The organism is Haloarchaeobius litoreus, assembly GCF_024495425.1.
GTDB classification, from domain to species: domain Archaea; phylum Halobacteriota; class Halobacteria; order Halobacteriales; family Natrialbaceae; genus Haloarchaeobius; species Haloarchaeobius litoreus.
This window is the reverse complement of sequence record NZ_JANHJR010000001.1, coordinates 12,009-31,259: the sequence shown is the minus strand read 5'-3', so window position 1 is coordinate 31,259 and position 19,251 is coordinate 12,009. Positions and strand designations below refer to the sequence as shown.

Annotated in this window: 23 protein-coding genes; 7 read left to right on the top strand and 16 right to left on the bottom strand. The window is 71.2% G+C overall.

The features are described from left to right. Positions 1–5: 5 nt before the first annotated feature. A complete protein-coding gene (locus NOW55_RS00180; protein ID WP_256398032.1) occupies positions 6–362 on the bottom strand; it encodes an Hsp20/alpha crystallin family protein in 357 nt (118 codons plus the stop codon). Between the two features lie 107 nt (positions 363–469). After that, positions 470–1,246 (bottom strand): GIDE domain-containing protein, encoded by a 777-nt coding sequence (locus NOW55_RS00175; RefSeq protein ID WP_256398031.1) that lies wholly within the window; start codon positions 1,244–1,246, stop codon positions 470–472. Positions 1,247–1,354: 108 nt separating this feature from the next. Between NOW55_RS00175 and NOW55_RS00170 the strand changes: the two genes are divergently transcribed. From NOW55_RS00170 to NOW55_RS00160, 3 genes are all read left to right on the top strand, one after another. Next, a complete protein-coding gene (locus tag NOW55_RS00170) occupies positions 1,355–2,584 on the top strand; it encodes a molybdopterin molybdotransferase MoeA (RefSeq protein ID WP_256398030.1) in 1,230 nt (409 codons plus the stop codon). Beyond that, on the top strand, positions 2,572–4,488 hold the full coding sequence (locus NOW55_RS00165; protein ID WP_256398029.1) for a molybdopterin biosynthesis protein: 1,917 nt from the start codon (positions 2,572–2,574) through the stop codon (positions 4,486–4,488). Before NOW55_RS00170 ends, NOW55_RS00165 begins: the two co-directional genes overlap by 13 nt. Positions 4,489–4,576: 88 nt before the next feature. Continuing rightward, the gene (locus NOW55_RS00160) at positions 4,577–4,996 is read left to right on the top strand and encodes an HIT domain-containing protein (RefSeq protein WP_256398028.1); all 420 of its coding nucleotides are present in this window, start codon (positions 4,577–4,579) and stop codon (positions 4,994–4,996) included. 71 nt (positions 4,997–5,067) lie between these two features. Here the strand turns inward: NOW55_RS00160 and NOW55_RS00155 are convergent, their stop codons facing one another. Further along, positions 5,068–5,742, bottom strand: coding sequence for an HAD family hydrolase (locus NOW55_RS00155; RefSeq protein WP_256398027.1), 675 nt, complete (start codon positions 5,740–5,742; stop codon positions 5,068–5,070). A 153-nt stretch (positions 5,743–5,895) separates the two neighbouring features. Here NOW55_RS00155 and NOW55_RS00150 point away from each other — a divergent pair, with 153 nt between their 5' ends. After that, positions 5,896–6,513 (top strand): universal stress protein, encoded by a 618-nt coding sequence (locus NOW55_RS00150; protein ID WP_256398026.1) that lies wholly within the window; start codon positions 5,896–5,898, stop codon positions 6,511–6,513. Positions 6,514–6,536: 23 nt separating this feature from the next. Here NOW55_RS00150 and lwrS read toward each other — a convergent pair whose 3' ends face one another. Then, positions 6,537–6,914, bottom strand: a complete 378-nt coding sequence (gene lwrS, locus NOW55_RS00145; RefSeq protein ID WP_256398025.1) for an LWR-salt protein — start codon at positions 6,912–6,914, stop codon at positions 6,537–6,539. A gap of 2 nt (positions 6,915–6,916) precedes the next feature. Beyond that, positions 6,917–7,192, bottom strand: a complete 276-nt coding sequence (locus NOW55_RS00140) for a 4a-hydroxytetrahydrobiopterin dehydratase (RefSeq protein WP_256398024.1) — start codon at positions 7,190–7,192, stop codon at positions 6,917–6,919. Between the two features lie 141 nt (positions 7,193–7,333). On the opposite strand from NOW55_RS00140, the gene NOW55_RS00135 reads away from it, so the two are divergent. Next, entirely contained in the window at positions 7,334–8,152 is an 819-nt protein-coding gene (locus NOW55_RS00135) for a hypothetical protein (protein ID WP_256398023.1), read from the top strand. A gap of 14 nt (positions 8,153–8,166) precedes the next feature. Here the strand turns inward: NOW55_RS00135 and hemA are convergent, their stop codons facing one another. The 3 genes from hemA to ahbB all read right to left on the bottom strand — a co-directional run bounded on the left by hemA (position 8,167) and on the right by ahbB (position 11,367). Beyond that, on the bottom strand, positions 8,167–9,489 hold the full coding sequence (gene hemA / locus NOW55_RS00130) for a glutamyl-tRNA reductase (protein WP_256398022.1): 1,323 nt from the start codon (positions 9,487–9,489) through the stop codon (positions 8,167–8,169). Continuing rightward, entirely contained in the window at positions 9,486–10,148 is a 663-nt protein-coding gene (locus tag NOW55_RS00125; protein WP_256398021.1) for a precorrin-2 dehydrogenase/sirohydrochlorin ferrochelatase family protein, read from the bottom strand. Before NOW55_RS00125 ends, hemA begins: the two co-directional genes overlap by 4 nt. Positions 10,149–10,266: 118 nt before the next feature. After that, on the bottom strand, positions 10,267–11,367 hold the full coding sequence (gene ahbB / locus NOW55_RS00120) for a siroheme decarboxylase subunit beta (RefSeq protein ID WP_256398020.1): 1,101 nt from the start codon (positions 11,365–11,367) through the stop codon (positions 10,267–10,269). Positions 11,368–11,493: 126 nt separating this feature from the next. Here ahbB and NOW55_RS00115 point away from each other — a divergent pair, with 126 nt between their 5' ends. Then, the gene (locus NOW55_RS00115; protein WP_256398019.1) at positions 11,494–12,084 is read left to right on the top strand and encodes a GNAT family N-acetyltransferase; all 591 of its coding nucleotides are present in this window, start codon (positions 11,494–11,496) and stop codon (positions 12,082–12,084) included. 13 nt (positions 12,085–12,097) lie between these two features. On the opposite strand, the gene NOW55_RS00110 is transcribed toward NOW55_RS00115, so the two are convergent. Further along, positions 12,098–12,502, bottom strand: coding sequence for a DUF5778 family protein (locus NOW55_RS00110; RefSeq protein ID WP_256398018.1), 405 nt, complete (start codon positions 12,500–12,502; stop codon positions 12,098–12,100). A gap of 134 nt (positions 12,503–12,636) precedes the next feature. Further along, positions 12,637–12,831, bottom strand: a complete 195-nt coding sequence (locus NOW55_RS00105; protein ID WP_256398017.1) for a cold-shock protein — start codon at positions 12,829–12,831, stop codon at positions 12,637–12,639. A gap of 119 nt (positions 12,832–12,950) precedes the next feature. Here NOW55_RS00105 and uppS point away from each other — a divergent pair, with 119 nt between their 5' ends. Further along, positions 12,951–13,874, top strand: coding sequence for a polyprenyl diphosphate synthase (gene uppS / locus NOW55_RS00100; protein ID WP_256398016.1), 924 nt, complete (start codon positions 12,951–12,953; stop codon positions 13,872–13,874). A 1-nt stretch (position 13,875) separates the two neighbouring features. Here uppS and NOW55_RS00095 read toward each other — a convergent pair whose 3' ends face one another. From NOW55_RS00095 to NOW55_RS00070, 6 genes are all read right to left on the bottom strand, one after another. Continuing rightward, a complete protein-coding gene (locus NOW55_RS00095) occupies positions 13,876–14,394 on the bottom strand; it encodes a DUF7519 family protein (protein WP_256398015.1) in 519 nt (172 codons plus the stop codon). Then, the gene (locus NOW55_RS00090; protein ID WP_256398014.1) at positions 14,391–15,644 is read right to left on the bottom strand and encodes a DUF58 domain-containing protein; all 1,254 of its coding nucleotides are present in this window, start codon (positions 15,642–15,644) and stop codon (positions 14,391–14,393) included. The genes NOW55_RS00095 and NOW55_RS00090 overlap by 4 nt, the downstream gene beginning before the upstream one ends. Beyond that, positions 15,641–16,213: a DUF7269 family protein gene (locus NOW55_RS00085; protein WP_256398013.1), complete on the bottom strand. Its 573-nt coding sequence runs from the start codon at positions 16,211–16,213 to the stop codon at positions 15,641–15,643. Before NOW55_RS00085 ends, NOW55_RS00090 begins: the two co-directional genes overlap by 4 nt. Next, a complete protein-coding gene (locus NOW55_RS20695; RefSeq protein WP_256398012.1) occupies positions 16,210–17,037 on the bottom strand; it encodes a DUF4129 domain-containing protein in 828 nt (275 codons plus the stop codon). The genes NOW55_RS00085 and NOW55_RS20695 overlap by 4 nt, the downstream gene beginning before the upstream one ends. 114 nt (positions 17,038–17,151) lie before the next feature. Continuing rightward, positions 17,152–17,760, bottom strand: a complete 609-nt coding sequence (locus NOW55_RS00075) for an undecaprenyl diphosphate synthase family protein (RefSeq protein ID WP_256398011.1) — start codon at positions 17,758–17,760, stop codon at positions 17,152–17,154. Between the two features lie 52 nt (positions 17,761–17,812). Beyond that, complete coding sequence (locus NOW55_RS00070; RefSeq protein WP_256398010.1) at positions 17,813–19,210, bottom strand: PAS domain-containing sensor histidine kinase; 1,398 nt, start codon at positions 19,208–19,210, stop codon at positions 17,813–17,815. Between the last annotated feature and the right edge of the window lie 41 nt (positions 19,211–19,251).

The following is a 19,251-nucleotide window of genomic DNA, read 5'->3' as shown; positions in this document are numbered from 1 at the left end:
CCGGCTTACTCGTCGTCGCTGATCTCGATGTGGGTCTCCTCTGCGCGGCGCTTCGGGAGGCGGAGTTCGAGGACGCCGCGGTCGACGGCGGCCGTCGCTCCCTCTGCGGTCGCGTCCGGCGGGAGGGGCAACTCGGCGTCGAGGAACATGGACCGGTCCTCGCGCTCGTAGCGGAACTCGGGGGGCACGTCCTTCTCGCGGCGCGCTTCGAGACGGACCCGACCGTCGGTCACGACGATGTCGAGCGTCTCGCTGGACACGCCCGGCAGGTCGACGACGAGGAGGTACGCCTCCTCGGATTCGAGGAAGTCGGCGAACACGGCGTCGGGCAGGTCCCGCAACGCGTCACGCAGCGCTGACATGCCAGACCCTTGGGAGTCGGGAACGAAAAAGGCCGCGGAGACGGAACCGATGCGTGTCACTGTCCGGCACACCCTCTCCGGAGAGCCGGCCCGCTCGGGGCACCGGCTCACGGGAGCAGCGGCGTGAGTCCGAGTGCGACCAGGCCGGCACCGAGCAGCATCGGAGCGACCGCCTGCCAGCGGAGCCGACCGAGGACGTCGGCCTCGGTCGTATCGGAGACGAGGAAGAGCGGACCGACCAGCCGGTCCAGCCGGGAGCCGGTGCCGTCGGTCGGTGGGCCTGTCACGACGCCCTCGACGCCGCTGCCGGGGCGGCGGTTCGCCCGGGCGTGGCCGAACACGTACGCGCTGTCGCCCGGGTCGAGGCGCTCCTCGACGTACCGACGGTCGTTCCCCGTCGAGAGCGTGACGACGCCGAGGTCGAGCTCGGCGTCCTCGTCGTCGACGCGGTCGTTCGCGTCGATGAACTGCTGGACGCGACGGGGCGGCGTGTCACCGCCGTCGACCCGGATGGTGTCGTCGTCCCCGAGCGAGAACTCCGCGCCGTCGGGGGCGACGAGCACCCGGCCGGTGTCGTCCGCGAGGACGAACGGGCGCGACCAGACGCCCGAGTCGACCGTCTTCCAGTGGCTGTGCTTGCCCGACTGCGTGTACTCCTCGACCGTCCAGCGACAGACGAGGCAGTCGGTGCCGGTGAACGGCGCGGACACCGTCTCCTCGTGGGCCGCGGCGACGCCCTCGACCTCGCAGACGCCTCCGTGCCGGAGTCGGTACGTCGGGATGGGGTCGTCGCGGCCGATGCGGTAGGCCTTCGCGCCGACGACCGCGCCGTAGCCGAGCGCGATGAGACCGCCGGCGATGGCCAGCTGGTGGAAGGGCGTCACCGTCCTCCGGCGTTTCTCGCCGTACCATATAAGAATTGATAGTTCCTCGACCGACACGTCCTGCGACTGTCCCGCACGTTTTTGCCTCCGCCCGCGGACTCTGAGAACATGGACGAACGCAGGCGCGAGTCCGGGTTCCGGGAGCGGACTCGCATCGACGACGCGAGGGAGCGCCTCCGCGAGGTGGTGTCGCCGGTCGGCCGGACGGAGACGGTCGCGGTCGCCGACGCGGACGGGCGGACGCTGGCCGAGGCCGTCGCCGCTCGCCGGACGGTGCCGGGGGAGTCGCGGGCGGCCGTCGACGGGTTCGCGGTGGCCGCGAGCACGACGTTCGGCGCGAGCGACCGGTCACCCGCGCTGCTGGACCACGACGGTGACGTCGGGGACGGGAGTGGCACCCGGGGTGCGCGCCGCGTGGACGCCGGTGACCCGCTTCCGTCGGGTGCGGACGCCGTCGTCCCGGTCGGCGGGGCTGCACGCGTCGACGACACCGTCGAGGTGTTCGACCCCGTCGCCGTCTGCGATGGCGTCACCTCCGTCGGCTCGGACGTTGCCGCCGACGAGCCACTGTACGAGCCGGGTCGGCGGCTCCGCCCACCGGACCTCGGGCTGCTGCGGGCCGCCGGCGTGGACACCGTCACCGTCAGGGACCGGCCGCGTGTCGCGGTCCTCCCGACCGGCGACGACCTCGTCGACGACGAGCCCGGGCCGGGCGAGAGCGTCGAGACGGACTCCTTGACCGTCGCACGGCTGGTCGAACGCTGGGGCGGCGTCGCGGACCGCCACGACCCGGTCACCGACGACGCATCGGCCATCAGTGACGCACTCCAGCAGGCCGCCGCCGACGCGGACATCGTGGCGACGACGGGCGGCTCGGGCCTCGGAGCGTCGGACCTCGTGCCGGACGCGCTGGTGCGCGTCGGTTCGCTGTTCGTCCACGGCATCGCGGCCACGCCCGGCGGGTCGCTGGGGCTCGGTACGGTCGACGACACGCCCGTCGTGGTCCTCCCGGGCGGCCCGGCCGCCTGCGTCGTCGGCGCGGTGCAGTTCCTCCGGCCAGCCGTGACGTGGACCGAGGGGCGCGAGTACGAGGAGCTGCTGACCGGGCCCGCGATGCTCGCCCGGAAGGTGCCCTCCGAGCCGGGCGTCAGGACGTACGTCCGGGTGCGCTTCGACGCCGAGGGCGGCCAGCGCGTCGCCGTCCCCATCCGGAGCGACGGCCCGCTGTCGCACTCCTCGGTCGGCCTCGCCGACGGCTGGGTCGAGATCCGCGAGGGCATCGAGGGGCTGCCGGAGGGCGACCTCGTCGCCGTCCAGCGCTGGGGGTGGTCGCCGTGAGGAAGGAGTTCCGCGAGCTAGCATCCCCCGAGGCGGCCCACGAGGCCATCGCCAGCCTCGGCCTCGAACCGGAGCCCGAGACCGTACCGCTCGCCGACGCCAGCGGTCGCGTGCTCGCCGAGCGCATCGACGCCGAACGTGACGTACCCGGCTTCGACCGCGCGAAGCTCGACGGGTACGCGCTCCGGGCGGCGGACACCTTCGGCGCGGGCGAGACCGACCCCGCGACGCTCGATCTCGTCGGACGGGTCGACGCCGGCACCGAACCCGACGTGACCGTCGGCGTCGGGGAGTGTGTCGAGATATCGACGGGCGCGGTGATGCCCGACGGCGCGGACGCGATGGTGATGGTCGAGGAGACGGACCTGGTCGAGAACGGCGACGGGAACGAGCACGTGGCGGTCAGGACCAGCGTCACGCCCGGCGGGAACGTCGCCTTCGCGGGCACCGACGTCGCCGCCGGCGAGCGCGCACTCGGCACCGGGACCCGAATCACGCCCCGCGAGGTCGGCCTGCTGTCGGCGCTCGGCGTCGACGCGGTGCCGGTACGGGGCAAGCCGACGGTCGGCATCGTCTCCACCGGTGAGGAGCTGGTCCGCCCCGGCGACGAGCTCCACGACGAGCGCGGGCAGATATACGACGTGAACAGCTACAGCATCGCCGCGAGCGTCGCCGACGCGGGCGGCGTCCCCGAGCTCTACCCGCACACCGGCGACGACTACGACGAGATGGAGCGCGTGCTCTCACAGGCCGCCGACGAGTGCGACCTCGTGCTCTCCTCGGGCAGCACCAGCGCGAGCGCCGTCGACGTGGTGTACCGCGTCGTGGAGGAGCGTGGCGAACTCCTGGTGCACGGCGTCGCGGTCAAGCCCGGCAAGCCGATGCTCGTCGGCAAGCTGGCGGACAGCGCGTACGTCGGCCTCCCGGGCTACCCGGTCTCCGCGCTCACCATCTTCCGCACCTTCGTCGCACCGGCCATCCGCCGAGCCGCCGGGCTCCCCGAATCGACGATGGCGACGACGACCGGCGAGCTCGTCGAGCGTGAGCGCCACGCCGAGGGCCGCCACCGCTTCGTCTCGGTCGGACTGGTCGAGACGGGCGACGGTCGCACCCTCGTCTACCCCGTCGACAAGGGCTCCGGCGCGACGACCAGCCTCGCGGAGGCCGACGGCGTCGTCGAGATGCCCGCCGACGTGACCTACCTCGACGCGGGGGAGACCGTGACGGTCCAGCTGTTCTCGCCGGACGTGCGGCCGCCGGCCGTCTTCGGCGTCGGCGAGGACGACCCGCTACTCTCGCTCGCGCTCGACCGTGTCGCGACGGCGCGCTACCTCGGTGTCGGCACGCGCCCCGGGCTCCGGCGGCTCCGCGCCGACGTGCCCGACGTGGCCGTCACCGCCGGCCCCGTGGACCTCGACCGAGAGAGCGAGGCCGACGAGCCCGAACTGCTGGCGGACTGGCGACGCGAGTGGGGGCTCGTCGTCCCGCACGGCAACCCCGACGAGGTCTCGGGACTGGCGGATCTCGCGGACCGCGACCTCCGGTTCGTCAACCGCACGACCGCCTCCGGGCTTCGGACCACACTGGCGAACGCGCTCGCCGCGCTCGCGGACGAGCGGGGCGTCGAACGACACGAGGTCGTCGAGTCCATCGACGGCTTCGACGCCGGCCGGCGGGCGCACGAGAGCCCGGCGCGGGTGGTCAGGTCGGGCGACGCGGACGTGGCGCTCGGCCTGCGTGCGACCGCCGCGAAGCTCGACATGGGGTTCGTCTCGTGTGGGCACGAGCGGGTCCGGCTGCTCGGGAACCCCGACCGGGTCGAGAAGACGGGTGTGCAGGCGCTCGTCGCGGCGCTGGACCCCGAGGCGGGGCTCGCGGAGGGGCTGGCGGGCTACTCGATGTAGCTCGCCGAGGATTCGAACCGCTGGCTCCCCGTGTGACTGCGTCTCGAACCGCCGGAATTGTTTACACGGTCACCGGACACCCACCGGTATGGACTGCGTGTTCTGTTCGATCTGTCGGGGCCAGGAGGACGCGGTGGTCCTCGACGAGACAGACCAGACACTCGCGTTCGCCCCGCTCGACCACATCTCCGAGGGCCATATGCTGGTGATTCCAAAGGAACACCACGAGAGTCTGCTCGACATTCCGGAGCCGACGCTGTGCGCTGTCATGAGACACGTGCGGACCCTCAGTCGTCGGCTCTGTGCCGACGAGTTCGACGGTGTGAACCTGCTGAACGACAGTGGCCGCGCCGCCCACCAGTCGGTACAGCACTTTCACGTCCATCTCGCACCCCGCCGAGCGGGCGACCAGCTCGACCTCTGGCCGGAGAGCTCGTACGACGAGACCGAGACGGGCCTGATCTACGAAGCCGTTCGACGGGCACTCACGACGAGCGACGGACGGTAGCTGCCCGCTCTGCGTGGAAACTCTCTCCGTAACGAGCGACAACCGGAACGGGTCCGCGTCGCTCGAGATACTCAGTACCGGTCGTCGGCCCACAGGTCGGCGAACGTCTCGACGCGGTGGTCGCCCATCACGCAGTGGCCGCGGAACTCGTGGCCGTGGCGCTCGACGTGGATGGCGTCGAGACCGGCGTTCCAGGCCGCACCCACGTCGCCACTGCCGTCGCCGGCGAGGACACCACGACCCTCGGTGGCGACACCCCCGTCGGTGGCGACGGGCGGGTTTGCGACGCCCATGTCGCGGAGGGCGTGGTAGACGGGCGTCGGGTCGGGCTTCCAGCCGGTGTCGTCCGTACAGCAGACGATGGCGTCGAACCAGTCGCGGATGCCGACGTGGTCGATGACCGGGTCGGCGAGGAACTGCTGGCAGTGCGTGACGAGCCCGACGGGGCAGTCGAGGTCGCCGACGAACGCTGCGTCGGGGTGGAGGAACGTGTTCTCGGCGCGGACCTGCGGGTCTTCGACGGCGTGGAAGGCGGGCCAGAACTCGGCGGGGTCGATGCCCCACGCGCGGAGCTGGTCGTCCCGCTTGCCGGTGAGGCCGTGCCAGAGGACGTGGGCCTCCTCGTCTGTGAACTGGCGGCCGAGGCGGTCGCCGACGCGGTCGAACACCTCGCGGGTGTACGACCAGTCCACGTCGACGAGGGTGCCGTCGAGGTCGAGCAGCCAGTAGTCGTACTCGGGCGGCATCGGATACTGAGCTAGGACGGGTCCCCGTAAGTGTCTTCCGGGGGTGTGTCTCGATGTGCCGGTGCGGCCTCCGGGTCGCCGCTGTCGCCGCTTGACGCCAGCCCACGGGAATCGCCGCCCGCGTTTAAGTCCCATGCCGCTGAAGGGTCACGTATGTACGACACCGTGCTGTTTCCCACCGACGGGAGTGACGCGACGAACCGGGCACGACGCCACGCCATCGACCTCGCGAAACAGTACGACGCGACCCTGCACGTGCTCTCGGTCGTCACCGAGGACCCCTACCGCGACGAGACCGCGGCGGAGCGGGCGACCGAGGAGGCCGAGCGGACCGTCGAGACCGTCGCGAACGCCGCCCGCGAGGACGGTGTCGACGTGACGACCGCCGTCCGGCAGGGCGTCCCGTACGAGGCCATCCTCGACTACGCCGACGAGGCCGTCGCCGACATGATCGTCATGGGAACCCACGGTCGGACCGGCGTCGACCGGGCCATCATCGGCAGCGTCACCGAGCGCGTCGTCCGGACCGCCGACGTGCCGGTCGTCACCATCCGGATGACCGACGAACCGACCATCCACGACGCCGAGGAGGCCGAGGAACTTGCGAGAGCGGAGTTGACCGCACACGGCTACGACGACCCGACGATCACCGAGGAGCCGTACCGGACCACCGGCTCGTGGATCGTCCCCGCGAAGGCCGGCGACCGCACCGTCCAGGTTCACATCGACGCCACGTCGGGCTCGACGCGCATCGCCCGGTTGCGGGACTGAACCCCCGCCCGGCGACGCACCGTTCAGCGCTCGTCGACGACGTGGATGGAGCTCCCGAGGTACTTCGAGAGCGCCTCGCTCGTCGAGTCGGCGTTGAAGCGCGTCAGGTCGGCACCGACCTCGGACTTCAGCGCGTCGAGGTACGCCTCGTCGGTCCGCAGCTCGCTGAACGAGGCGTCCTCGACCGGCACGCCGAGTGCGTCCGCGAGCAGCTCCCGGGCGTGTGCAGGCTCGTTGAACTCGCCGTGCCAGCAGTGGTCGCGGAAGAACAGCCAGCCGTCGCTGCCGGGCTCGGGTGCCGTCCAGCGAACGGTCGTCTCGAACGTCGCCGGGTCGACCGACACCCACCCCTCGGTCGGGGCGAGCCGGAAGCGCACCCGGACGACGTACGCCGCCTGCACCGCTACACTTCCGCGTTGAGGATATCGGCCATCTCGATGTCCTGTTCGGTGATACCACCCGCCTCGTGGCTGGTGAAGCGGACCTCGACCTCCTCGTACCGGATTATCAGCTCCGGATGGTGGAACTGTGCCTCGGCGATCTCGCCCGTCAGCTGCGCGAAGTTGACGCCTTTCATGTAGTCGTCGAACTCGAAGACCCGGACGATCTCGTCGCCGTCCCGTTCCCAGCCCTCGGGGAGCTGCTCGTCGACCTCCTCGTCGGACAGCACGTCTGCCATACCCGAGCCATGGGCGGGGGTCGGGATAATCGTTGGGGGAACGGAACCACGACGTAGCGGTCCGGTCGCCAGCTGGTACCCTCCTGGTCGCCAGTCGATGCCGCCCCAAAGATTACAGCCCGAACCGCCGACGCTTCGGACGTGCATCCGCCCTCCAGACGACGGCTGCTCGCGGCCGTCGGCACCGCCGCCCTCGGCGGGTTCGCGTCGGGTCGGCCGACGCGACAGCCGGCACCGCGACTCGCCGTCGCCGTCCACCCCGACGCACGGTTCGGCTGGAACGGGACCACACGGTCCGTCCGCGACGCCGTCCGGACCGGCGTCGAACAGGTCGCCTCCCGCGCCGAACGAACCCTCGACGTGACGGTCGAGAGGAACGTCACCGAGGGCGAACCGATTCCACCAGCAGCCGTCTCGTCGACCGACCAGCCAGCCCTGTTCGACAGCGTCGAGCGCTGGCTCCGCGACCGCGACGCGTACGACGACGGCACCTGTCACCTCTACCTCCCGCGACTCCCGTTCGACCAGGCGCTCGGCTACGGCGGCGCGAACCGGGACGTCGCAAGCGGCGGTGCCGTCGCGTTCGCGAACCTCGGCGCGACCGAGTTCTGGGACGACCGCGCCGTCTCCGAGAACATGGCCGTCCACGAGTGGCTCCACACCGTCCTCCGTCCCGAGGTCGCCGCCGCGGTCAACGGCAGCCGGTGCGAACACGACCTCGGCGTCGTCGCACGGCGGGACCTGGAGACGGTGGTCGTGACGCCGCTCGCAACCTCCTATGCCGACACCACGCTGGTCGGCGGAGAGACGCGGTGGCACGGCTCGGGCTGTTACGACCACGCGTCGTTCTCGACCCACGACGGGCGCGAGCACGACCCCCGGCACTGGACGCACACCTGGCAGCTGAGCGACGCGACGCTCCGCGCGACGACGCGCTACGTGGACGGGTACCTCCGCTGAGAACCGCCAGAAACTCAGTCGTCGTCGGTGACGACGCTCGCCGGCAGGTCGGCGTCCTCGTCGGCGGCCGTCATCCCTCGGACGAACGCCGGCGGCGAGCCGCCGAACTCGGGGTCGAACAGCTGGAGCGCCGTGTTGATGGTCGCCCAGTCGTCCTCGGCGGCGGCGTCGCGCAAGCTCTTCGTCGGCGGCGCGAGCAGCTGGCCGACGAGCGCGTCGGCCATCGACTCGACGACCTCCTGCTCCTCGTCGTCGAGGTCGAGCTTCGCGAGGGCCGTCTCGACCTCGCGGGCCTTCACGCGCTCTGCAGACTCGTACATCGCCGCGATGACCTCGTCGGCGCGCTTTCGCTTGTACTGGTCGAGCAGGAGGTCGAACTCCGTCTCGACCATCGCCTCGACCTCGCCGGCGGCCTCGCGGCGCTTCGCCCGTGTCTCGTCGGTGACGTCCTCGAGGTCGTCGAGGTCGTAGACGTCGACGGCGTCCAGCTCGCGGGCGGCGGTTTCGACGTCGCGCGGCTGTGCGAGGTCGAAGACGGTCCGCTCGCGGCCGTCGTCGAGGTCCGCCCGCGCGATGACTGGCTCGTCGCTGCCGGTCGCGGTGACGACCACGTCGGCGTCGCGCGTCGCGCTGTCGAGGGCGGCCAGCGTGACCGCCTCCGCGTCGACCTCGACCTCGCCAACGAGATGCTCGGCGTGGGGGAGCGTGCGGTTCGCGACGACGAGTTCGGCGACGCCGCGGTCGGCGAGCGCCCGCGCCGCGAGCGTCGCCATCTCGCCTGCGCCGACGACGAGCGCCGTCGAGTCGGGGAGGTCGCGCTCAGCGGCGACCAGGTTCGCGGCGGCGGAGCCCAGCGAGACGACGCCCTCGTTGATGTCGGTCTCGTCTCGGACACGCTCGCCGACGTGGATGGCCTTCAGCACGGCGTCGTCGAGCATCGCACCGAGGCCGTCGACGCCGCGGGCGTCCTCGTAGGCCGAGCGGATCTGGCCGAGGATCTGGTCCTCGCCGAGGACGATGGACTCCAGGCCGGCCGCGACGCGGAGCAGGTGGCGCAGGCTCTCCTCGTGGTCCATCCGCACGACCACGTCGTCGTTCTCGACGTTCTCGGTGTAGGGTTCCAGCGCCGCCCGGCCGGTCGCCGGGTCGTCGGTGACGACGTACGCTTCGGCGCGATTGCAGGTGTGAATGCAGAACGCCTCGTGGACGCCGTCCCGTGCGGTCAGGTCGGCGACGACCTCGCGCTGGGTGGCCCCGCTGGCCGCCGCGATGTCGTCGACACTGGCGACCGAGTGAGAGACGCGAACGCCTGAGATGACGCCAGAGGCACCTATCATGGTTCGTCGAGTGCGCGGTCGGCGACGACCTCGCGCGCTATCTGGCGGAGGTTGGGGTTTCCTGTACGTAAAGCTGTCCAAACGTCGGGCGACCGAACCACGTCCCGTACCACGGTGCGCCGTGTCTCGGGGGGGATGTCACGAGCCTGTAGCTCCTCGCGGACGAGCCCGGTCAGTTCGGCCATCGCGCCCGCACCCTCGATGTCCCCCTCGAGCGTCTCGCGGAGGTGCTTCGACAGCGCCGGCGACGCGCCACCGGTCGAGATGGAGACGACGACGGGGTCGTCGCGCACCGTCGCGGGCACGACCACGCTGCCGGGGTCGCGTCCGCCGTGCGTGTCGGTCCGGTTCACGAGCACGTTCCGGTCCGTCGCGGCACGCTCGATGGCCGCGTTCAGCTCGCCGTCGTCGGTCGCCGCGACGACCAGCGCGGGGTCGACCCGGTCCAGCCAGTCGTCGACGTCTTCGGGGCCCAGCGACGCACGGACCTTCTCGGCCCCGCCGAAGTCGACGCCAGGGTCGTCGTCGTCGACGAAGCCGGGGCTGACGACGACGACGCGGGCCTCTCGGGTGAAGCGTCGGGCCTTGCGTGCACCGACGCGGCCGCCGCCGACGACGAGGACTGTCGTACCGGTGAAGTCGTGGAGCAGTGGGATCATCGGTGTCCCCTCCGGGGTGTGGCCATCGCTTCTGCCGGAGCGAGGGAAGCGACGGACAAAAGTTCACCGGGGGCTCTCGCACGGTGAGAATCCACTGATGTCGGTGCCGCGACCGCCGTCACCGGGCCTCCACTTCGACGTCCGTGTTCGCGTCGGCGCGCTCGGCGAGCCGGATGCCCGTCTTCTTCAGGATGCGCGTCGAGAACAGCGAGTCCCACTCCTCCTCGCCCACATCCCAGTACTCCGCCATCGTCTCGCGCACCTGCTCGATGCGCTCCTGGCTCTCCGCCTCGGAGCGGCCGTGGGTCATCGCGAAGAAGTTGTACGGCCAGACGCCGTCGTGGCGCGGCCGCTCGTAGCAGTGCGTGACGAAGTCGAGGCCGGCGACGACGGGGCCGACCTCGTCGACCACGTCGTCGGGCACGTTCCAGACGGTCATCCCGTTCTCCGTGTAGCCGAGCGCGTAGTGGTTCGGGATGACGCCGATGCGGCGTATCTTCCCCTCGCGCTCGAACCGCCGGACGGTCTCGACGACCCAGTCCACGTCCTCGCCGAGCGTCTCCGCCACGTCGCGATACGGCGTCATCGTCACCGGGAAGCCGTCCTGAATCTCGAGGACGAGGTCGCGCTCCCGGGGCGTCAGCGTCTTGCGACCGGACGGCTCGACGCTCGGCCCGAGCCCGGTGAGGTCGAGGTCGCCGTCGGCGATCGGCCCGTCGAGATAGAACTTCGCCTCGACGCGGAACTCCCGCTGCTTGGGCAGGTTGTACGTCTCCTGGCCCGTCTCGGCCTCGATCTCGGCCAGCACGGAGTCGACGCGCTCCGCGGCGGTCTCGTCCTCGCCGTCGGCGACCGAGAGCACGAACCACATGTTGAGGTGCGGGTGCTCGCGCTCGTAGTTGTGTGCGACCTCGCGGTGTGCGTTGACCTGCTCGGCGACCTCGTCGAACCGGTCCTCGGGGGCGTGCATCGCGACGAGCGTCGCGGTACCGCCGATCTCCTGTGCGTTGACGAGCGGCCCGAACCGGCTCAGGACCCCCTCGTCGTCGAGCGTCCGGATGCGCTCGACCAGCTCGTCGGCGCTCACCTGGACGCCCCGGTCCCGGAGCGCGGCCGCCGCCGGGTCGAACGGTCGGCGGACGACCGGGAACCCCCCCTGGAAGGCGTTGACGACGGCGCGGTCGGTTCTGTCCAGCTCGTACTCCACGGCCCGTCCCATACCCCCGCTGGGGTTCGCGCGGGTAAAAACGGCGCGCTCTCTCGCGCTCGGCGAGCGGCGACTCTCCAGCCCCGACCCACACACCACCGGAACGCACTTGTCCACCGACGGTCGAACCGAGAAGCGATGCCGACCACGCGAACCGCGACGGCCGCCGACCTCGACGCCATGCGGGCGTTCGAGCGCGAGTTCGTCGGCCACGACGTATCGCCCGAGACGTTCAGCGAGCGGTTCGACCAGTATCCGGAGCTGTTCGTGCTCGTCGAGGCGACCGGCGACAGCTACGGGTCCGGCGGAGAGCTGCTCGGTGCGGCGTCTGGCTACGCCGACGGGCCGGCGGTCGACGACGACACCGTCGTCCTCGCCGCCATCGGCGTCAGGAACGGACACGAGGGCAACGGGCTCGGCCGTGCGCTGCTGGAGGCGTTCGAAGCGGGCGCACGGGAGTACGGCGACGCCGTCAGCGTCGCCGCCGCCGACAACGTCGTGGGGTTCTACCGGGCCTGCGGCTACGAGCCGTCCTGTATCCTCGTGCAGGTCCCCGAGACCGACCTGCCGGCCGACTACGCGAGCCACGGCGACCTCGTCGACGAGCGCAGCGCGGACGGCACCCGGTTCCTGTACTACGACTTCGACGAGTACCATCCGTCGCTTCGAGACGGTCTGGCGAACCGGCTCGGCGGCACCGCGAACACGATACTCGGAAAGGAGCTGTAGTGTCGCTCGCGGCTCAGTCGCCCCGGACGCCGGTCACGTCGTAGCCGAGCGCCTCGATACCGTCGAGGATGGCCTCGTGGTCGGCCGACGCCTCGTAGTAGATGACCACGTCGAAGCTCCCGTCACGGAGCAGCTGCTGGCACTCCCAGACGAACTCCTCGCCGTCGATGGTGAGGCCCTGATGCTGGTTCGAGGAGAAGTCGGGGTCGTCGTTGCCGGAGTGGACGTACACGTCTTTCGGGTCGTGGCCCGCGTGTTCGGCGATGACGTCGCCCGCGTCGAGCGTCGCCTGCATCATCTCGAGGTCCTCCTGCCCCGAGTAGTCGGTGTGGACGATGACACCGTTGAGTTCGATGTCGCCGGGTTCGAGCAGCGCCTTCGTCCGTTTCACGAGGTCGTCGTCGATGGTCTCGCTCATTGGTCGACCGGTCGTTCCGCCCACTCAAATCGCTCACGGTCCGGCCGCGCCGCTGGCCGTGCGGAAAATGGTCGTGACACGGGAAAGACGGCACGCCGCCCGCCCGGACACCACTCGCCTGTGGTGGCTACGACCTACAGTCGCGTGAGGTTCTGCGCCCGCGGCCCGTCGTCGGTGTCGGCGATGTCGAACTCGACCTCCTGACCCTCCTCGAGATCCTCGCCGCCGACGTCCTCCATGTGGAAGAACACGTCCTCGTCGTGGTCCTCTGTCGCGATGAAGCCGTAGCCGCCCGATTCCTTGAAGAAATCGACAGTACCTGTTGCCATTTCACATGGAATCACGACGGCATCGGATAAAAATGTGTGTGGCGTGCTCGCTCGGCACGTGGCAGACCCACCAGTTAGACAACACAAGACCCATTAGCCGCTCCGTCGAAGGACCGGTGATGCGAGCGTGGGTCCGCCAGCGGTGGCAGTCGGCGTACGAGCAACTGCTGAAGCGGGAGATCTCCGGCTCGCCGACCCACGTCGCCGTCATCCAGGACGGCAACCGTCGATACGCCAGACAGCGCGGCGACGACGCCCCCGACGGCCACAAGGCGGGTGCGAAGACCAGCGAGGAGATACTCAAGTGGTGCCGCGACGTCGGCGTGGAGGAGCTGACGCTGTACACGTTCTCGACGGAGAACTTCGAACGCCCACAGGAGGAGCTCGACCCGCTGTTCGACCTGATGGCCGAGAAGCTGCGTGACTTCGCCGACCACGAGCAGATTCACGAGCACGAGGTCGCCATCCGGGTCATCGGCGACGCCGAGATGCTCCCCGAGCGCGTCCGGTCCGCGGTCCGGCACGCCGAGGAGCAGACCCGCGGCTACGACGAGTTCGTCCTCAACATCGCGCTGGCGTACGGCGGCCGGAACGAGCTGCTCACCGCGGCACAGCAGATCGCCCGTGCCGTCGACGAGGGCGACCTCGCCCCCGAGGACGTGGACGTCGAGACCGTCGAGGACCGGCTCTACGGCCAGTCGGTGCGGGACGTGGACCTCATCATCCGGACCGGCGGGGCCGAGCGCACCTCGAACTTCCTGCCGTGGCACGCCAACGGCAACGAGGCCGCCGTGTTCTTCTGTGCGCCGTACTGGCCGGAGTTCTCGAAGGTCGACTTCCTGCGGGCCATCCGGACCTACGAGAACCGCGAGCAGTCCTGGCGGCGCACCCGTGCCCGGCGGGCGCTCGCGCTGGTGAAGGCGTTCGGGACGACCGAGCTCGCCGAGGCAACGAGCGTCGTCCGGAAGTTCCGCGACTCGCTCTCGGGCAGCGAGCACGACGAGGCCTCCCGCGTCACCGAGGAGTCGACGACCGCGGACTGAGCTACCTGAGCGCGGCCGCCGACAGCAGTGCACCGACGAGCAGCAGCGCGGCCGCGGCCGCCGGTGCCTCGCCGGACCCGACCCGGTACGCCCCGTAGCCGAGACCCGCCGCGACGGTCCCGACGAGGAGCGTGGTGCCGGTCCGCCGGAGGACGAGTCGTCCCGTCGGAGCGTCGGGGACCTGCGCGTCGAGGGCGACCGCCCGCTCCGCGCCGTCGGCGGCGACCAGCGCGGCGACGGTGCCGCCGAGGACGACCGGAATCGGGAGCCCGCCGTACGCGCCGTATGCGACCGCCCCGACCAGCAGCGCGGCCCCCGCGAGGCGCGTCCGGCGGCCCTCGTGGACGGTGCCGGCACCGAGCCCGGCGGTCCCGGCGACAGCGATGGCGGTTCCGGGGACCGTCACGCTCGCGACGAACGTCGCGGCGAGCGCGGCGACGAGTGCGACCAGCACCGCGGGTGTCCCACCGGTCAGGGGTCGGCCGGTTCGGTCGTCCCGCTCGACGGTCGTCCGGCTCATCGGGACCACCCCGAGCGCGCGAACGCCTCGCGGGCGTCGCCCTCCCGCCAGTCGAGCACCGGAACTCCGGCCCGTCGAAGGTCACGGACCCGGGCCCCGCGCTCCAGATGTGCGAGCTGGGTGCCCGGCCCGTCGACAGTCGTCGGGTCCGGGCTGACGACGGAGACGGGCGTCCCGCCGGCGTCGAGCCGCCGAGCCAGCGTCGCCACCTCGTCGTCACACAGCGGCGTCAGCAGGCAGACCTGCGCGTCGGCCGGTGCGCGCGCCCGGAGCGTCGACGCCACCGATTCGAGGTCGGGGTCCGGACCCTCGGGCGGCGCGACCAGCGCGGGGTCGGTGTCGAGTTCGCGTCGGAGCCGCGCGTGGTGTGTACGTCCGGTCCCCGGCGGCGTCCACGACACGCCCGACCCGACCACCGCGAGGCCGACCTGCGCGTCCGCCAGTCCGGTGACGAGCGTCCGCGCGGCGTCGACCGCGTGGGCCCGTGCCGGCGTCGCGTCGGCGGCTCGCGCGACGGAGGCGGCCGGCCGAGCGTCGACGACCAGCACCACGGTCGGGGCGCGCTCCGCCCGGAACGTCACCGTCGAGAGGTCGCCGGTCCGGGCCAACCGGGACCAGTCGACGCGGGCGAGTGGGTCACCGCGGCGGTACTCCCGGACCGAGTGGAACGCGAGCCCCTCGCCGGACTCGGTTCCGGTCAGCGGCCCGGGTGGCCCACCCGTCGGCGGACGCAACGCCACCGGCTCGGCGTCGGGCAGGGGCCGCGAACTCCCCAGCCGGTTCGCACCGGCGTCGACCCGCGCGTCCAGCTCCACCCGGCCGGCACGGTCCGCGACCACGACGAACGGGTCGTCGAACCGTCGGGTGGATTCCGGGGACTCGACCCGGTACTGCAGCGTTCGCGACGCCCCGGCCGCCAGCGAGCACGTCAGCTCTGGCGTCCCGTCGACCACGGTGCAGTCCGCCGGGATGCCGTCGACGACACGCACGTCCGGCAGGGGACCGTCGCCGTCGTTCGTGACCCGGAGCGAGACCCCGACGGTGCCGTCGTCGCGCTCCTCGAACCGACGCTCGCAGGCGAGGGCCGGGGTCGGCTCCGGCGATGCACGGGCGAACGCCGCGACGCCGACGCAGACGACCGCACAGAGCACGACCGCCGGGTTCGACGAGACGACGCCGACGGGCGCGAGCACGAGCGCGACCGGGACCAGCCAGCGCCAGCGGTCGGTCGTCGTCCGGCTCCAGTTCATCGCTCACCTCCCGCGAGCGCCGCGAGTTCGGCGAGCGCGTGCCGGGCGCGCCGACGGAGCGGTGGCTCGCCGGTCCAGAGCGTCCGGAGCCTGTCCCGTGTCGTCCACTCGGGGTCGACGCCCTCGACGAACAGCGCGGCCGCGACCGGGTCGTTGGTCCACGACCCCGTCTCCAGCCGGCGTCGCGCCTCCCCGGGTGTGCAGTCGTATCGGGCGACGAGCGTGTCGACCGCGACCGCGGTGAGTCGCTCGTACACGTCCTCGCGGGCATCGTCGCCGCGGACGCGGCCGGCCGCGGTCACACCGGCGAGCAGCTCGTCGGCGGCCTGTCCGGGGACGCGTGGCCCCGACCGGTCCGGGACAGTCGCCCGCCCGACCATCGCCCGTGTGTCCTGTCGGGCGTAGACGAGCGCCAGCGCGACCGCCGCGACGCTCCCCGCGACGAGGACGAGCAGCGCGACAGCGTCGCCGACGACCAGCCCCGGTGCGACCGTTCCGAGCAGTCCGGCACCGACCAGCGAGAGCCCGACCGCGAGCAGGAGGCTACGTGGGCCTGGTCGCCGGCTCATCGCTGCACCTCGTCGGGGGTGTCCGGCGAATCCAGGCTGTCTTCACCGGCGACCCGGTCGGCGAGCCGTCGCGCCTCGTCGGCACACTCCTCGGGGCTGTGTCGGCCGTAGCGCACCGTCTGGAACAGGTGCGTCAGTCGGTCGACGGCGCCGGCGTCGCGACCGTGTGCCTTCGCCGTCTCGGCGAGCTCGCCCGGCGTGCGAGCGCCCGGCGACGGCGGCTGCAGGTCGGCGACCATCCGCTGCCAGGCACGCCGGACCGGGTCGCTGGCGTCGGCGCTTGCCGGGTGGCGTCCCGTCGCTCCGGCGGCCGCTCCACCGGAGCGCACCGCCCCCTCGTCGTCCGTCCGGGTCTGTGCAGACGCCAGCACGTCGGACCGCCAGAGGAGGCCCGCTCCGGCGAGTACCAGACCGACCACCAGGCCGACGCCGGCCAGCCCGAACGCGTCGCTCGTCGCGAACGCGGGGACAGCCACGTCGGCACTCGGCCGGTACAGCAGGTATCCCGCCACCCCGACCGCACCCGTCCCGCCAGTGAGGACGACCACCCGACGGTACCCCGGGAACAGCACGTAACAACAGACCAGCACGGTCGCGAGCAGCGCGGCGAGCAGTCGGAGGTACGTCTCCTGCCCGATGGTCTCCCCACCGGTCACCGCGCTCGACGGTGCCGAGCTCCCGCTCTCCGGGTCCTCGGGCGTCCTGACCCCCTCCTCGTCCGGGCCGAGGTCGGCCGAGAGCCCGCCCAGCGAGCCGGCGGCCACCCCCAGCGCGACGGTGACCAGCAGGGCTATCGCGACCGTCTGGAGGGCGAATCGCGTCACGGTCGAGTCGAGGAGGCGGACCGCCCTAAAACACACTCTCGTTTTCCGAGCCGGAACATCCGGGGGCCCGGGGGGTCTCGCCACCGGACGACGGCGGTTCGGAGTAACCCGACCCTACCGTCCAAATCTGCGCTGGCGGTCCTGGTACTCCCGGATGGCCCGGTAGAAGTCCCGGTCGCGGAAGTCCCGCCAGTTGAGGTCCGTGAAGTAGAGCTCCGAGTAGACGGACTGCCAGATCATGAAATCGGAGAGCCGTTCGGCCCCGGTCTTGATTACCAGGTCCGGCTCGGCGGGGAACACGAGCCGGCGCTCGATCTCGTCCTCGTCGACCGCGTCGGGCTCGAGTTCGCCGCGCGAGACCTCCTTCGCGACGCCCTGGACGGCAGCGGTGAACTCGTGTTTCCCGCCGAGACCGATGCTCACCTGGATGGGTGTGTGGGCCCGCTCGTCGTCGTCCGGCCCCCGCACCGCGACCGGACGCGGTGCGTCGAGGTCGTCGAACTGGCGGGCGAGCGTCGGCGCTGCCGCCTCGTCGAGGACGCTGACGTACACCGTGATGCGGTCGGCACCCACCTCGAAGGCGAGCTCGAAGAACCGCGAGAGCGTTCCGTAGGCACCCTGTTCCAGCAGGTCGCGCTCCGTGATGACGAGCGCGACATGTGCCGGCGGCGCGGCCTCGTCGCGACGGATACGGTAGGCGAGGTAGCGGTCGTACAGTCCCACGCCACCCCGTTCCACCCGGTGGAGCCTGAACCTGTCGACTCGTCGTTGCGACTCAGTCGGCCACCAGGGCGAACGTGAGCCGGACGCGGTTGCCCGAACTCTCCCGCGTCTCGAACTCGATGTCGCCGTCGGAGAGCTCGACGAGCCAGTAGACGAGCCAGAGGCCGACGCCGCTGCCGTGGTACAGGTCGTCCATCTCGTGGTCGCCGGTGATGACCCGGTACTCGTACTCCGGAATCGGCTCGCAGTCGTCGACGACCTCGACAGCGACGGACTCCTCGGTCATCCGGCAGGCGAGCCGGAGCGTCGGCGTCTCGTCCGTCGCGTGGACGATGGCGTTCTCGGCGAGTTCGGCGATGGCGGTCTCGATGCCGCCGAGCGCGAACGCCGGTGCCGTCTCGGGGACGTCGACCTCGATGACCGCCTCCGGATACCGCTCCCGCATCGCTCGGCCGACCCGCGTGACGGCCCCCGACAGGTCGACCTCTTCCGGGGTTCCGGGGCCCGTGAGGAGCTCGATTATCTCCCGCTGCTTCTCCGCCGTCATGATGAGCTGGGCCGCGGTGTCGCGGATCACCCGCATCCGTCCAGCGACCTCCGGCCCTCCCTCCGCTTCGACGTTTTCGGCCTCGCCGATGACGACGTTCATGTCGTTCCGGATGTTGTGCCGGAGGAGCTTGTCCATCACCGCGAGCTGCTGTTCGCGCCGGCGTCGGTCCGTCACGTCGCGACTGAAGCCGACGATGCGCTCGACCGTCCCGTCCACGACGATCGGGTCGGCCTGCACCCACACCCAGCGTCGGTACTCGGTGTCGGGGTTCACACGGTACTCCATATCGGCGGGCTCCCCGTTCGAGAGCCGTCGCATCTCCGCTTCGACGACCGCGATGTCGTCCGGGTGGACCGAGTCGAGGAAGCTCTCGGGATCGTCGTACAGCGTCTCGATGGGCGGGCCGTAGACCTCCTCGTAGGCGGGGTTGACGAAGAGGCACTCCGACCAGTCCCCGCTGAACATCCACAGCACGTCGCCCGCCTTGGCGGCGATCTCCTGGAGCCGTGTCTCCGTCGTCTGTCGCTCCCGCTGTGCCGCGATCCGTTCGGTCACGTCGTGGGAGCTGACGACGTAGCCGTCCACGTCGATGTCGTCGAGCTCGGTGATACGGCTCTGCAGCCAGACCCAGCCGCCGTCCGCCGTCCGGTACCGGTACTCGATGACCGACGCCGCGTCGGGGTCGCCCGCGACGACGTCCGCGAACGCCCCCAGCACGCGCTCGCGGTCGTCCGGGTGGACGTAGTCGAACGCGTCGGTCCCGACCAGCGTCTCCGGCTCGTACCCCATCACCCGCTCGGCGGCGGCGTTGACGTACCTGATCGTCCCCGCATCGTCGACGACGCTGAGCTTCGTCTGAGTGTAGTCGAGGAGTACGGAGGGATCCGGCGGAGACACCATCTCGTTTCCAAGAGACGTTCGAGTGGCATAGAGGCTGTGGC